This is a genomic window from Comamonas sp. CMM03 (assembly GCF_019218715.1).
GTDB classification, from domain to species: Bacteria; Pseudomonadota; Gammaproteobacteria; order Burkholderiales; family Burkholderiaceae_C; genus Comamonas; species Comamonas terrigena.
This window is the reverse complement of the sequence record NZ_JAHUXB010000002.1, coordinates 322,034-336,418: the sequence shown is the minus strand read 5'-3', so window position 1 is coordinate 336,418 and position 14,385 is coordinate 322,034. Positions and strand designations below refer to the sequence as shown.

General features: G+C 60.7%; 14 protein-coding genes. 10 read left to right on the top strand and 4 right to left on the bottom strand.

Features of this window, described 5'->3' with window-relative positions; translation table 11 throughout:
* Positions 1-353: 353 nt before the first annotated feature.
* The 4 genes from KW830_RS08340 to KW830_RS08325 form a co-directional block, all read right to left on the bottom strand.
* Entirely contained in the window at positions 354-1,265 is a 912-nt protein-coding gene (locus tag KW830_RS08340) for an ATP-binding protein (protein ID WP_218332816.1), read from the bottom strand.
* Between the two features lie 169 nt (positions 1,266-1,434).
* Positions 1,435-2,199, bottom strand: coding sequence for a hypothetical protein (locus tag KW830_RS08335; RefSeq protein ID WP_218332815.1), 765 nt, complete (start codon positions 2,197-2,199; stop codon positions 1,435-1,437).
* A 95-nt stretch (positions 2,200-2,294) separates the two neighbouring features.
* A complete protein-coding gene (locus KW830_RS08330; RefSeq protein WP_218332814.1) occupies positions 2,295-2,903 on the bottom strand; it encodes a hypothetical protein in 609 nt (202 codons plus the stop codon).
* Positions 2,904-3,371: 468 nt separating this feature from the next.
* On the bottom strand, positions 3,372-4,064 hold the full coding sequence (locus KW830_RS08325) for a LexA family transcriptional regulator (protein WP_255578228.1): 693 nt from the start codon (positions 4,062-4,064) through the stop codon (positions 3,372-3,374).
* A 40-nt stretch (positions 4,065-4,104) separates the two neighbouring features.
* On the opposite strand from KW830_RS08325, the gene KW830_RS08320 reads away from it, so the two are divergent.
* The 10 genes from KW830_RS08320 (at position 4,105) to KW830_RS08275 (ending at position 14,376) form a co-directional block, all read left to right on the top strand.
* Positions 4,105-4,398: a Cro/Cl family transcriptional regulator gene (locus KW830_RS08320; protein ID WP_218332813.1), complete on the top strand. Its 294-nt coding sequence runs from the start codon at positions 4,105-4,107 to the stop codon at positions 4,396-4,398.
* Between the two features lie 222 nt (positions 4,399-4,620).
* Positions 4,621-5,151 carry a phage regulatory CII family protein gene (locus KW830_RS08315; protein ID WP_218332812.1) on the top strand — a complete coding sequence of 177 codons (531 nt, stop codon included), beginning with the start codon at positions 4,621-4,623 and terminating at the stop codon, positions 5,149-5,151.
* 250 nt (positions 5,152-5,401) lie between these two features.
* Positions 5,402-7,885 carry a DUF5906 domain-containing protein gene (locus tag KW830_RS08310; RefSeq protein ID WP_218332811.1) on the top strand — a complete coding sequence of 828 codons (2,484 nt, stop codon included), beginning with the start codon at positions 5,402-5,404 and terminating at the stop codon, positions 7,883-7,885.
* A gap of 179 nt (positions 7,886-8,064) precedes the next feature.
* Entirely contained in the window at positions 8,065-8,451 is a 387-nt protein-coding gene (locus tag KW830_RS08305; RefSeq protein WP_218332810.1) for a hypothetical protein, read from the top strand.
* Entirely contained in the window at positions 8,442-9,317 is an 876-nt protein-coding gene (locus tag KW830_RS08300) for a hypothetical protein (RefSeq protein WP_218332809.1), read from the top strand. Before KW830_RS08305 ends, KW830_RS08300 begins: the two co-directional genes overlap by 10 nt.
* Before the next feature lie 4 nt (positions 9,318-9,321).
* Positions 9,322-9,945, top strand: coding sequence for a hypothetical protein (locus KW830_RS08295; RefSeq protein WP_218332808.1), 624 nt, complete (start codon positions 9,322-9,324; stop codon positions 9,943-9,945).
* Entirely contained in the window at positions 9,942-11,885 is a 1,944-nt protein-coding gene (locus tag KW830_RS08290; RefSeq protein WP_370626105.1) for a phage terminase large subunit family protein, read from the top strand. Before KW830_RS08295 ends, KW830_RS08290 begins: the two co-directional genes overlap by 4 nt.
* 26 nt (positions 11,886-11,911) lie before the next feature.
* Positions 11,912-12,241, top strand: a complete 330-nt coding sequence (locus KW830_RS08285; RefSeq protein WP_218332807.1) for a Mor transcription activator family protein — start codon at positions 11,912-11,914, stop codon at positions 12,239-12,241.
* 63 nt (positions 12,242-12,304) lie between these two features.
* Positions 12,305-12,850 (top strand): hypothetical protein, encoded by a 546-nt coding sequence (locus KW830_RS08280; RefSeq protein WP_218332806.1) that lies wholly within the window; start codon positions 12,305-12,307, stop codon positions 12,848-12,850.
* Positions 12,847-14,376, top strand: coding sequence for a phage portal protein (locus tag KW830_RS08275; RefSeq protein WP_218332805.1), 1,530 nt, complete (start codon positions 12,847-12,849; stop codon positions 14,374-14,376). The genes KW830_RS08280 and KW830_RS08275 overlap by 4 nt, the downstream gene beginning before the upstream one ends.
* Positions 14,377-14,385 lie beyond the last annotated feature (9 nt).

Sequence of the window (14,385 nt, the reverse complement as noted above, 5' to 3'; positions counted from 1 at the left end):
CGGGCTGGGTGTAAAGGAGCCGGTGCCCGCGGTTACGGGCATGCCTGGGGAAGGAGAAGGAGGGATGGCAGAAATGCTGCCCAGGCCCGGCGTGGAAATTGAAGATGGCTGCCGTGTTCGCCCCGGCTTGTTTGACGGAAATGGAGGGGGTCGACTTTCACGCCTTGCTGGTGGGCAATTACCAGTCACGATTTGCCATCAAGAAAGCCTCGGGGCTTGCTTCATGGCCCCGCTGTAGCCCTGCGGGTGAAGGCGGCGATCAAGGCTCGCGTGGGCCCGGGGTTGGCATGGGTGTCTCCGGTGGATGGGCGAAAAAAAGCCCACCGGTTAGGGTGGGCTGGAGGGGGGGGCGCCTAAGCGGCAGCTATTTGAATGCTGAAAATATTCCGAGCCAGTGGAATTCCATCAGACGTATCACCTGTTTTTGCACTGCTGACAGAGATTTTTGTTCCGTGTGCGTTGGCAATTATCTGAGCAAGATAAAGGCCAACGCCTCTTCCGTCCACAGCTTTTTTTTCTGCCCAGCGACCACGTCCTCGCTTTTGAAAAATTTTCTCTTTTTCGTCTTCATCAATTGGAGGGCCAATCGAAGTTACAGTGAGTTCAATATATTGCCTTCTATCTTCAAGCACAACTTCGATATTTCCTTGTAATGAGTATTTGACTGCATTCGAAAGAAGTGCAAATGGAATCAGTTTGAAGCTTTCATACAGAAATACATTACGGTAGCATGAACCAGAAATATATATTTTTGTACTCGATCGAGTGATTCCTCCATCATCAATACGGAAGATGGCTATTAGCTTGAGAAGTAGTCCGTGCAGATTTATGGCAGACTTTCGTCCAAATGTTGCTGCATGTGGATTGAAATAGATTGACAATAAATCAAAAGAATCCGAAAGTAAATCCGAGGCTTTAACGAGGGTCTTTAGCTCGAATGATGCATTGTCAATTTGTTGCTCAAAAGATGATCCTCTTGACTGGGTCTGAACGAGTCGATTGGCTATCGTGTTAACTTGTTTTGCTAAACGGATCGGATCGTGCAGCGGATCAAGCATTTCAACTTGTCGCTCTAAAAAGTCTTGCTCAATCTTCTCGAGAAGCTGGTGAATTGAATTTGACCAACCCAATACTTCTAAATGCGTGACAGATCGGCCCTTTAATCCATCTTTTGTATATCTGTTTATTTGTGTTGTATTGCGCTCACCCCGTACGCCATATGTGATGGCTTTCTCTTGTCCAACTTGTGTTATGAAGTAGCTCATGCCATTAGTGCATTGATGCTCTCCTAAGTCGACTTTGGAGGCGCACTCTTTAGTCACAGGACATTTTCTATCACATATTTCCGATACCGGCAACAGCGGTTTGGGTGCAATCTTCCCAGATATTATTACAGGCCATGGTGTTTTTATGGCGTCAGTTGCGAGGAGTTGACTAGCTAGCATGTTCGACAGCCCTAGCAATATTAACTATACGATATGCAAGGTCGTGATCATTAACGTTCCTCCGCATGAAATCTCTGAGCTGGTCAATTGAAATTTCTTTAGCAACAAACTTTTTAATTTGAGCAATAGCTTCAACTCGTATTTTTCTTGGGATTCTTGTGTTTGCTTCACTAGCTGTAGTTTTCAGCACAGATGGGTCGAATAGTTCAGCGAAGAATGTATTTAAGACCGTGCGACATTCTTGAGCGGTGAGAGGCTTCTTTTTCGCATCATCAGCCTGGCGGAAAAAGTCGGTCGCATTAATATCAAATGTCTTGCTTGAAACAGCACAAATTTTTTGTGCTGGATTGATTCTTCTAAGCTCTGCGATTAATTTCAGTCCGCCGGTTTCAACGTCGTCCTTTACAATCCCCTTCATGTCCAAAAATACTACATCGAATATGGCAATTTGTGCTGTGGTTGCCAGTGTTACTTGTTTGAATACTTGTATTTGGTAGCCGTCGCCTTTCAAGTCAGCTTGAGGGAAGTCGGCAGGCTGGTCATCAACAATAGCTACTCGTGCAACTTTTTTAATAAGTGCTTCATCCCACACTCTTTCAAAGTTACGGGGAATTATCTTATTAAAATCTTTATTTGCAAAAATCCCATGAACTTTTCGGCGAATAAAGAAATAGATCGTCAAAAGAACGGTTGCAATTCCAAGTAGGTTTGCAAGCCAGCCGGTTTTTTCGAAAAATTCTATAATTTCCGTCATTTATGTCATTCCTGATTTCAAAAATTTACTTGTAATCATTACTAAGTGTGCAGCCGGGGTGTCTGGTATGTCTCTTAAGTTAATTAAGAACATGATTATGGACTTCTACCCCACTTTGCTTTGAAATCAGACTCCATCTTTTCACAGGTGCTTGCGACAAACCGTGCGGTTGAATCAGATAAGGATTTCTTTGACTGCTCTTTCCAGCAATAGCTAATGGCGTCACGTGAACTAGCTCGCTCTTTACCTTCGGGGCTATTGCCAGCGCACGAGCCAATAACCATCATCAAGACGAATCCGCCGACAGGTACGCCAAGAATCCACTTCCAGATGCGGCCACCGCTTTTTGCTTTGGTCTCTTTGGGATCAGGGCTTGGCCTGGGAGTCGGTTTGTACGGCGTCGGCTTCCAGCCGCCGGTCATAAAGTCGGCGCCGCACATTTGGCATGTGCTGGCGTCAAGCTTGCATTCGCTGATGCAATTCGGACACCAGCCACTGGTTGGTGCTGTTGCAGGTGCTTTTGCCGGCGCCGGGGCTGGTGCAGGGTCAGCGTCAGCGGCGTTCATCCTGCGCTTGACGTACAGGGCCCGGGCTTTACCTTCATCACCATCTGATTCTGCAAAGCACTGCGCCCATAAATTCGGATCACGCGCAGCACTGTCTTCGGCTTCCTTTAGGGCTTCTGCCCATGTGATTTCTGCCATCTCCCTCTCCTTATCCAGAAGAGTTTAGATGGTGAAGCGTTTTGTCACAAATATCAGAGCACTAGCGCAGTGCTCTGATATTTGTGCAGTGCCCGCCAGCCCGGCGGCTACTGCACATCCAGCCGTTACCGCGCCACGGTTGGTGGGCGCTGCCGCATGTGTTTCATGCGGCCATCACACACTGTGCCGTCAACGCGGAGCGCGGTGGACTTGGCTCCGCTCGGGCAGGGAGGGTGTGGGTTTTGCGCACTTCGTTGTCCACGGGCGCAGATCTGGCGTGGGCCGCTTTCTACGTGGGCAGCTGTGGTGGCTGCGCTCAGTGGCGACTGGGAGTATCCGGCATCAGCTTTAAAGACCTGGGGCATAGCCCAGGTCGATGCCGTGGTGCCCATCGCGAAGTAGTGCGATGGGTTGGATTAAAGCATGCTTTTTAAATTGTTGTAAAGCATGTTTTAAAATTAGTTGACTTCATCCGTCCTCCCATTTGCCGATCACGGTCCCGAGGATGTGGAAGATGTCACGAATTGGCTCATGGAGAGGGTTGAGCGGCTGCAGCCATTGGCGGCCATCCTCATTCTTGTAGACCTTGAACGTCACGGCGTTGGTGTCCCGCAGGCATGCAACTACGCGGGCTCCGTTCACAGGCGAGCGCCGTTCAGAGTCCACAAAAATGATGCAGCCATCTGGGTAGGTGCGCGATGCGCCGCTTGGGGCAGTCATGGAGTCGCCACGGACGCGGAGAGCAAAGGTGTTTGCACTATGTGGTGCTGGGCAATCCATCCACAGCTCTACATCCTCCAGAGGGCCCATGTTTGCAATATCGCACCAAGCGCCTGCTTGCACCCAGGAAATCAGAGGGACCTTCCCAGAGGTGTCAGGGCCGGGCGCCAAGTTGTCAGAGCTGATGTGCCCCCATTGTGGCGAGCCTTTGCCTGATGCGAGCCATGACGGGTTGCAGTTGAAGTACATGGCTGCCGCTGCGTTGTTGTCAGCGGTTGCGGACTTGGTTTGACCCCTCTTAATTGCGTAGACGGCTTGCTTGCTAATGCCCATGGCAGCAGCTACGCCGGCCACGCTCTTGCCTGGCTGATCTAAGCCCTCATTGAATCGATCTGCATACGTGCTCATTGGTTCAAGTATGCTTTCGGATTCATCAAGCATGGTTGCCTTCAATTGGTAAAGCATGGTTTAATTCGGTCCCATGAAGAAAAGTGACTGCATTGAAATTCTTGGTGGAACGCCTGGATTAGCGGCAGCGGCCATTGGCGTATCGCCTCAAGCGGTATCGGACTGGCCAGACGTGCTGCCGCCGCGCATTTCTGATCGTGTCCTTGCGGCGTGGGCGCGCAAACACGTCCAGTCCTTGCCTCAGGCCTTCCGCTGTGGCGCGGATGCCAGCAATGCAGATGCTCAAGCGCCCGACCAGATCCAGCGCCAGGAATCACCTGGTGCCGCTTTGCTCAAGTCCATACCCCAGGCTGGGACCTCTCTGTGACCTGCATGCCCATCGCTCGATCGTGCTGCATGGCCACGCATTGCTCTCCTGTCGCACTGAAGTGCGGTGGCGACGCGCCGCTGCATAAGCCCGCCGGCCTTGCCGCAGCGGCTATCCAAGCTTTTTCCCAGATCTGCTTCCGGGCGGGCGCCTATCAGCTGCAGGTATTGCTCCAGGGTCTGGGCCTGTGCGCTGCGGCGTTGTTGTGAGGAGTGCTGTTTCATGATGGGTATCAGTCTCTCAATTGGTGGTTTGCTCGGCAACGCTGACAAAGGCCTGCCGCTGGACATTCCGGGGATGGATGTGGAGGAAGCGGCGCACCAGACGGCGCTGCGCTACCCGGGCGGTGTGGCCACGCTGGCCGAGCGCATGGGCGTGAACGCCGGCACGCTGCAGAACAAGCTCAACCCCAACAAGTCCACCCACCACCTGTCCCTGCGCGAATCCGTGCTGCTGCAGCGCGCAGCCAATGACCACCAGGTGCTGCAGGCCATGGCCCAGCAGCTGGGGCACGCCTGCTACCGCGTGATGGGCCACCAGGATGGCGGCGACCCGGTGGAGGCGTTCATGCACTTCCAGCGCGCTGCGGGCAACTTCACCTGCGCCAATGCCGATGCCTTGCACGGCAAACCCGATTCATCCCGCAACGAACTGCGCCGCGTGCAAGAGGCTGCTGCCGAGCTGATCGAAAAGATCGGCGCCATGGTGGCCGCCATCGATGCGCGCGTGCCGCAGCGCCCGCCCCAGGGCTGACCGTTGACTACAAAAGGTATAGCAATGAATAAAGCAATCGCAAGGGCAGGGCGGCGCGACGGGCTTGGCCCGTTCCCCGCACCCCTTCAGGCGGAGGAAGGCCGGCACACGGGTGTCAGTTGGGGTGGGCATCGATTGGTAGAAATGCGAAACATTCGCACCCCCGGGGTTGGGTCCTCCCCCTGTTCCTTGGGAGCGGGTAATTCGAGCCGCGTGAAGTGTGTAGCTAGTGAGGCTGCGGCTTACTGACATGGCAGCCAACTATGAAGATGTGCTGTTGCAGCTGCAGGCTGCAGGGCTCCTGATTGACACCCTGGAGGTGGGCCGGCGCCGGCGCTGCCGCGTGGACGGCGAAGGCCGCGAGCGCAAAGGCTGGTACTGGCTGCACGAAATCCGCCTGGATGACGGCGTGGATGCCATCGTCGGCAGCTATGGGGTGTGGCGCGGTGCCGAGAACAACGCCACCAAGGTCAAGCTGAACCTGAAGCAGAAGCTGAACAAGGAACAGGCCGAGGCGCTGCGCAAGCGCCTGGCCGAAGACCGCCGCCGCACCGATGGCGAGCGCAAGGCGGAGATAGAGCGGGCGGCCAAGCGCGCCACCGAGGCCTGGAAGCGCTACCAGCCCTCCGGCGAGAGCGAGTACCTGCAGCGCAAGGGCGTGGGCGCCTATGGCGTGCGCTTTACGCCCAGTGGCGCGCTGATCATTCCGCTGCTGGATGTGCACAACAACATCCACGGCCTGCAGGTGGTGCGCGGCAAGAGCCGTGCCGCCGGCAAGCTGGAGAAGGAGTACTGGCCCAGCGGGCTGGAGAAGAAGGCCAAGTTCCACATGATCGGCATGCCCCAGGATGGTTGCATCATCCTGGTGGCAGAAGGCTACGCCACGGCGGCCAGCCTGCATGCCTGCACCGGGCTGCCGGTGGCGGTGGCCTTTGATGCCAACAACCTGGCCGCGGTGGCCGGTGCCCTGGCCAAGCGGTACAAGGGCCTGCGGATTCTGGTGTGCGCCGACGACGACAACACCCAGAAGTGCCACGCCGAGAATGCCCACGCCACTGCCGAAGCCGGCCACCACGTGGAGTGCAAGCACCGCATCTGGCTGCCTGACGGGCCCAAGTGCCCGCACTGCGGCAACGACCACAAGGCCAGCAATGCCGGCATCACCATGGCCAGCACCGCTGCCATGCAGGTGGGCGGCGCGTGGTTGGCGCCGGCGTTTGCAGACCCCGCTGCGCTGCGCCAAGGCTGGCTGGAGCACGGCCGCAAGTTCAACGACTTCAACGACCTGCATTTGGCCGAGGGCCTGCACGTGGTGCGCGCCCAGGTGGAAGGCCGCCTGCTGGAGCTTGGCTGGAAGTCCCGCCAGGCCAAGCAGCGCCTTGCACTCACCGCTGGGGGGGCGGGGGTGGATGCTGCCGGAGAGCTTGCCCCCCTGGCACCGATTGATTCCCTGGATGAACTGCTGGAACGCTTTGCCCTGGTGTACGGCCAGGGCGGGGCGGTGTTTGACCATACCGAGCACCGCCTGGTCACCCTGGCCGATATGGGCCACCTGTGCCTGAACAGCGATGTGTTCAGCACCTGGCGCGAGCACCCGGACCGCCTGATCGTGCGGCCAGAGGAGGTGGGGTTCGACCCAGCCTGCAAGGACGCCAACATCAGCTGCAACCTGTGGGGTGGCTGGCCAGTCAAGCCCAAGGCTGGGGACTGCAGCAGCCTGCTGGACCTGCTGTGGCACATGTGCAGCGAAGAGGGCGGGAAGAAGGCGGAGGAGTTGTACCACTGGGTGATCCAGTGGCTGGCCTACCCGCTGCAGAACCCGGGCGCCAAGATGAAGTCCACCATCGTGCTGCACGGCCCGCAGGGCACCGGCAAGAACATGTTCTTTGAGGCGTACATGCAGATTTACGGCAAGTACGGCTGGACCATTGACCAAAGCGCGATCGAGGACAAGTTCAACGACTGGGCCAGCCGCAAGCTGTTCCTGATTGCCGACGAAGTGGTGGCGCGGGCCGACCTGTACCACATCAAGAACAAGCTCAAGGCCTTCATCACCGGCGACCAGATCCGCATCAACCCCAAGAACATGCAGGCCTACTACGAGGCCAACCACGTGAACATGGTGTTCTTGTCGAACGAGGCCATGCCCGTGGTGCTGGAGGAGGATGACCGGCGCCATGCCGTGATCTGGACGCCGGCCAAGCTGAGCGCGGAGTTCTACGCCAAGGTGAAGGCCGAGATCGATGCCGGCGGGGCGCTGGCCCTGTATGACTATCTGCTGCAGGTCGACCTGACGGGGTTCAGTAATGCCACCTTGCCGCCCATGACGGAGGCCAAGGAAGAGCTGATCGGCCTGAGCCTGGACAGCCCCAGCAAATTCATGCGGGCGTTTGAGGCGGGGGATGTGCAGGGCTTCCCGGCCAAGGGCAGGCCGGCGCTGCTGGCCCCGTGCCTGACCATGGACCTGTACGAGGTCTACAAGATCTGGTGCGGCGCCACCGGCGAGCGGGCCTTGCCGCTGCCGCGCTTCAGCAATGCGCTCAAGCGCAAGCACGGCGCAACCGTGCTGCAGAAGCGGTACGAGACCACGGGGGGCATCAAGGGGCCCAGCAGCGTTTGCTTCCTGGCCGGCGGGCACGAGCTGCCTGCTGGTGCTGCTGAGGTGCAGTGGCTGGGCGAGCGCATCGACATCTTCAAGACCGCCATCCGTGACCTGCGTGGGGGTGCCATCTGATGCGCCGCGCTGACGTTCGCCCTGCCGTGTGGGGTATGTGGCCCATGGTGTGGGGTATGCCGTGGGGCAATAAGTGCTTGATTCATATGGGCTGTGGGGTATGTGGGGCATTGCGCCTTACGGGTGTGTGCGCCTGCGCGTGCAAACGCGGTGCCGCCAAACCCATTTCATGCATGTGCATGCATGCGCTCACCCATACCCCACATAGCCCACATACCCCACACGGCAAGCAAACACGCCGTTTTTATGCCCCACAGCATGCCCCACACATACCCCACACACCATTTTTTGAAGGAATAGAGATGGGAGAGGTGAAAAGAGTGATCGCCTGCACGGAAGAGAACGCTGCGCAGATGCGTGAGGTGGTCCGCCAGTGGCCGCAGCTGCAGTCCCTGGTGACCGGTTTGCAGGCCCAGGGCCTGTTCCCAGGCCTGCGCGCCATGCAGATCACGCTCACAGGCGACGCTGCGAAGGTGGGCAAGGGTCTGGCAGCCCTGACTGGTGAAAACGGGATGTTGAGCGCTTTGCGCACAGAACAGGGGAAGGGGGAGGCGGCATGCAGCTGAACACGAACATCATCGGGGTGGACCGGGTGCGCAAGCAGCTGGAGGCACTGTCAGATTTCCAGATCTGCGAGGCATCTGCCAAGGCGCTGAATGACGCCGCCTTTCAGCTGCGCCGTGACATGCAGGCGCACATGCGCAGCACCTTTGACCGCGTGACACCCTGGATTGAGCGCAGCCCCAAGGTGATCATGGCCACCGCGGACAAGCTGGAGGTCAGCATTCTGCCCACGTACCGCAGCGATGCCGGTACCACCGGCGGCAAGGTGGGTGTTGACCCCCAGCAGGTGCTGCAGGCCCAGGAATATGGTGGCCGGCGTGCCGACAAGCGCAGCGAAGTGCGCCTGCGCAGGGCAGGCATCCTGCCCACCGGCTATCAAACGGCCATCCCAAGCTCGCCCTTCCCTGGCAGCGATGACGGGCGCGGCAACATTCGCGGCCCATTCCTGACCCAGTTGCTGAGCTACCTGCAGACCTTTGGTGATGCAGGCTACCGGGCCAACATGGGCAAGGCCGCGCTCAAGCGCATGCATGAACGTGGCGGAAAGGCCAACAGCTTTGTGGGGCCGGTCCGTGGCCGCCGCTACATCGTCACCTACGGCGGCATGCGCGGTGGTGCACGCCAGACGCAAAAGGGAGAGTTTGACCAGCGCATGGCCAACCTGGCCGCAGGCATCTGGGCGGTGCAGGGCACCGGCGGGGTGGATGTCCGCCCGGTGCTGATGTTTGTGAGGCAAGGCAATTACAGGCCGCTGCTGCGGTTGCAGGGACTGCGAAATGAGGCTGAGCGCGCTGAGTACCTGGGGCGCCGGCTCCGGTTCCACATCCGCAGCTCCTACGAGTTCATCGGCCCGCGCATGCCGGAGTAAGCCCATGAGCACAAACAACATCATGAGCATCGGCCAATTCAACAGCCACATGGGCTACAAGGGCCGCTACGCCTACCAGCTGGCCAAAGACGGGCGCCTGGTGCTGGCCGACGATGGCAAGCATGTGCTGGTGGCCGAATCCATCAAGCGCATTGAAGAGACGCGTGACCCCAGCCGTGCCGCCGTGACAGAGCGCCACGCCCTGGGGCGCGGCTATGCCGTGGGTGGCCCGGGTGCCGGCGAGGATGATGAAGCCCAGGACTGGGCGCAGGTGCCGCCGCAACGGCCTGGGGCTGGTGGTGGTGCTGGGAACTATCAGTTCCAGGATGCCCGCGCGAAGAAAGAGCACTATGCCGCGCTGCGGGAAGAGGCCTCTTTCCGCAAGGAGGCCGGGGAGCTGATCGAAGTGGGCGAGGTGACCGGCGCTTTTGCAGACGCTGCGGCCAAGGTAGCCGGTGTGCTGGACGCGCTGCCGGCCACTGTGGGCCCCATGCTGGCAGGCCAGTCGCAGGAAGAGGTGATGCGGGTGCTGGGTGAGCAGATGGATATCGCCCGGGCGGAGATGGCCGCTGCCATCAACAAGCTGGCGGCGGACATTGAAGAGCGGCAGAAAGGGGTGGCAGCGTGAGCCAGTATGCAACCCCCGCCCGCGCGCTGCGCGCCATGGCCCGCGCCATTGCGCCGCGCAAGCGCCTGCTGGTCAGCGACTGGGCAGACAAGAACCGTGTGCTGTCCACCAAGGGCAGCAGCCTGGCAGGCCAATGGCGCACCAACCGGAACCCGCCGCTTCGTGAACCCATGGATGCCTGCAGCAGCAAGAGCGGTGTGCGTGATGTGTCGCTGATGTTCCCCATCCAGTTCGGCAAGACCGAGGTGGAGGTGAACGCCCTGGGCTACTTCATGACCGAGGCGCCGGGGCCCATCATGGTCTGCCTGCCGGGTGAGGTGAGCATGGAGAAGTGGGTCAACCAGAAGCTGAACCCGCTGATCGATGAGACACCGGCCGTGCGCGAGGCGCTGCGCAGCGTGAACAGCCGGGACGCCAGCAACACCAAGACCTTCAAGGATTTTGTGGGCGGCCAGCTGTACCTGGAGCATGCGGGCAGCCCGTCGCGCCTGAAGTCGACCACCGTGCAGAAGCTGCTGGTGGACGAGGTGGATGAGTTCGCCAACAACCTGAAGGGCGGCGATGACCCGGTGGAGATGCTGGACGGGCGCACATCGGCGTTTCCGGCCACCAGCATCCGGGTGTACATCAGCAGCCCGCAGATCAAGGGGCGCAGCCGCATCGAGGAGAAGTTCGAGAAGGGCGACCAGCGTCGCTACCACGTGCCATGCCCGCACTGCGGCCACATGCAGTACCTGCAGTGGGCGGGCCTGCAATGGAGCAAAGACCTGAGCAGCGCCTGGTATTTGTGCCAGGAAACGGGCTGCTGCATTGAAGAGCACCACAAGACGCACATGATTGCCGCGGGCCAGTGGGTACCTGCCAACCCCAATGCACTGCCGGGGGTGCGCAGCTACCACATCAACTGTCTGTACTACCAGTTTGGCCTGGGCCCCACCTGGCTGGAGCTGGCGCGGATGTGGATGGATGCGCAGGGCGACCCGGCGAAGCTGAAGACCTTCACCAATGACCGGCTGGCCGAGACCTGGGAAGACGCCAGCATGCGTGCGGTGCGGCACAACGCCATTGCGGAACGCGCTGAACCCTACGCGCTGCGCCACGCCCCGGTGGGGGTGCTGTACATCACTGCAGGTGTGGATACGCAGGATGGCCGCCTGGAGATCACGCTGACGGGCTGGGGGCGGGGCATGGCCTTCTGGATCCTTGATCACCACGTGCTACCAGGCGACCCGGCAGACCCGGCCACCTTTGCGGCCGCCACCGAGTACCTGAACAAGCTGGTGCAGCGCCAGGACGGTGTGGTGCTGCGTGTGGAAGCCACGGCGCAGGACATGGGCGGCCACCGCACCGAGGAGGTGAAGCACTGGGTGCGGCAGGCCTTGGTGCGCCGGCCCATGGCCATACAGGGCGCCATCCCCAACAACGCCCCAGTGCTGGGGAAGCCCCGAATGCTGGACGTGACCTACAAGGGCGTGACCGACAAGAAGGGTGTGCGCGCCTACTACGTGGGCACCGTGGCGGCCAAGAACTGGCTGTTTGGCCGCCTGAGCGTGGATGCCGAGCGCCCGGCGGAGGAGCGGGTGACGCACTTCAGCCACGACCTGGACCCCAGCTACTTTGCCGGCCTGGTGAGCGAGACCTACAACCCGGCCAAGAACCGCTACGAGAAGAAGCGCGGTGCACGCAATGAGCCGCTGGACACCTTTGTCTACAGCTTTGCCGCCGCCCACCACCCTGAGCTGCGCCTGCACCGCATGCGCGCAGTGGACTGGGATGCCCGCGAAAAGCAGCTGCTGGCCCAGATCAAGCCGGCGGCAGATGCCGAGGGCGGTGCCGCACCGGCAGCCGCACAGCCGCAAACCCCGATTACCCCAACCAGCCAGCCAACCCCGGCGCAGCGCCGCCGTGTGGCGCAGCAAACCCGCCGCATGGGTTGGTGATTCGAACAAGAAAGGAGCCTGCCTGCATGACAGATACACCACAACCCGAGATCAAGCCCGATGCGCTGCAGCGCCTGGCTGAGGTCCCAGTTACCGACGACATCGTGCAATACACCCTGGCCTGCGTGATGGCCCTGGCGCCACGCACCAGCGCGGCCCTTCAGGCGGCGGTGGACCGTCAGGTGCGCGATGCGTTTGGTGGCGATGAAGTGTGGATTGCCGACGGTGCAGCCCAGTTGCGCCAGGAGCGGGACGCCAAGATCAAGCGGGACTACCTGGCCGGGGAGCGCATAGAGCTGCTGGAGAGACGTTACAAGCTGGGCCGCCGGCGCATCTTCCAGATTATCAAGACCTGACGGCAGGGGCTGGTGCAACCCAGCCCCTTAGAGATTGCACAGGAAATGGCGGGCAATGGCGGCATGCTTGAAATCCCGAACACCGAGCCCCGGTGCATCAGAGCTGGCGACACGGTGCGCTGGCGCAAGGCCCTGGATGGCTATGACCCCGCAGCCTGGACGCTGGAGTTCCTGTTTGCCAGTGCTGCCGGTGTGCGCACCGTCAACGCAGCAGCCTCCGATGACGGCCACGGCTTTGAGGTGCACATCACCGCTGCAGAGACTGCCGGCTGGCCCGCCGGGCCCTACACCTGGCGCGCACGGGTGCAAAAGGACGCGGATGTTTACACCGTGGGCGAAGGGCTGTGCACTGTACAGCCTGCGCTGGCCCAGGGCGTTGACGCCCGCAGCCCCGCGCGGCGGGCGCTGGATGCCGTCAAGGAACACCTGGCCAACCCGCAGAGCATTGCCGCGGCCAGCTACACCATCAAAGGCCGCAGCCTGGCCCAGTACAGCCTGCCGGAACTGTGGCAGCACCATGACCGGCTGGTGCAGGAAGTGGCGCGCGAGGACGCGCGCCGGTCTGGAAGAGGGCCTGGCGGCCGCGTTTATGTGAGCTTCCGTCGATGAACTGGCGCAACCTGATCCCCAAGATATCGTTTGCTCGGCGCGGTGCGCCTGCCCAGGCAAAGCGCGCATTTACGGCTGCACGCATCAGCCGGACCGAGGCGGACTGGCTGGCCACCAACACAGCCATCAACAGCGAACTGCGCAGCGACCTGAACAAGCTGCGCGCCCGGGGGCGTGACCTTGTCAAGAACAACGACTACGCCAAGAAGTACGCGGGCATGTGCGCCGACAACATCGTGGGCGCCAGCGGTGTGCGGCTGCAGATGCGGGTGGAGGATGCCCCGGGCAAGCCAGATCGGCTGGCGAACCGGGCCATTGAGCAGGCCTGGAACCGGTGGGGGGATGTGGCTGACGTGACGGGCAAGCAAAGCCTGCGCGACATGTGCTCCAGCATGATGGGGGCTATGCCCAGCGACGGCGAGTTTCTGGTGCGCGAGGTGATTGGGGAGAGCGCGGGCAACGCCTTCAACTACGCCCTGCAGCTGATTGACGTGGACCGGATCGACACGCAGTACAACGCGCAGGAGGCGCGCACCGGCAACCTGGTGATCATGGGGGTGGAGGTGAACGCCTACCGCCGACCGGTGGCTCTGCACATCTGGACTTCCCACCCGCAGGATAACACCGGGCAGGGCCGCCAGCGTGAGAGGGTGCCGGTGGAAGAGCTGATCCACGGCTTCAAGGTGGACCATGCAGAGCAGGTGCGCGGCATTCCGTGGATGGCGCCCGGCATGCTGAGCCTGCACCACCTGGGAGGATTCCAGTTCTCGGCCATTCTGGCGGCCGAGCATGGCGCTAACCACTACGGCTTTATCTACAGCCCGGATGGCGAGCCGCCGGCGGGCATGGTGGGGGACGGTGACGGTACCGGCGGCGTGGGCCAGTACGACGGCAAGGATGTGGCGCAGGTGATGGTCAGCCAGCCGGGTGTGTACGACACCTTACCGGCGGGCTACCGGGTGGAGGCCAGCGAGAGCAAGTACCCCGAAGCCAGCTTTGCCCCCTTTGTCAAAACCGCGCTGCAGCGCCTGGCCAGCGGATGGCGCGTGTCTTACCCCAGTCTGGCCAGCGACCTGGAGGGCGTGAGCTTTTCCAGTATCCGGGCAGGCACGCTGGAAGAGCGGGACCGCTGGATGGCGGACCAGGAATGGTTCATCCGCATCTTCATGGAACGGGTGTTCCAGCGCTGGCTGTTGATGGCCCTGCTGTCAGGCCAGATCCGCATGCCGGGTGGCAGCCCGCTGCCCGCCAGCAAGATCGACAAGTTTCGCGCACATGAGTGGATGCCCCGGCGCTGGGACTGGGTGGACCCCAAGAGCGATACCGAGGCCAATATTCTGGAGGTGCGCGCCGGTCTGCGGAGTCCGCAGGACCTGTGCGCATCGATGGGCTATGACTTTGATGAAGTGCTGGAGTCCATTGCCCGGGCCCGGAAACTGGCTGAGTCGTTGGGCGTGCCGCTGCCGGCGTATGACGCCACGCCGGGGGCTACGACTCAGGCCAAAAGCTCGTCTAGCGCGGCATAAGGAGACTGG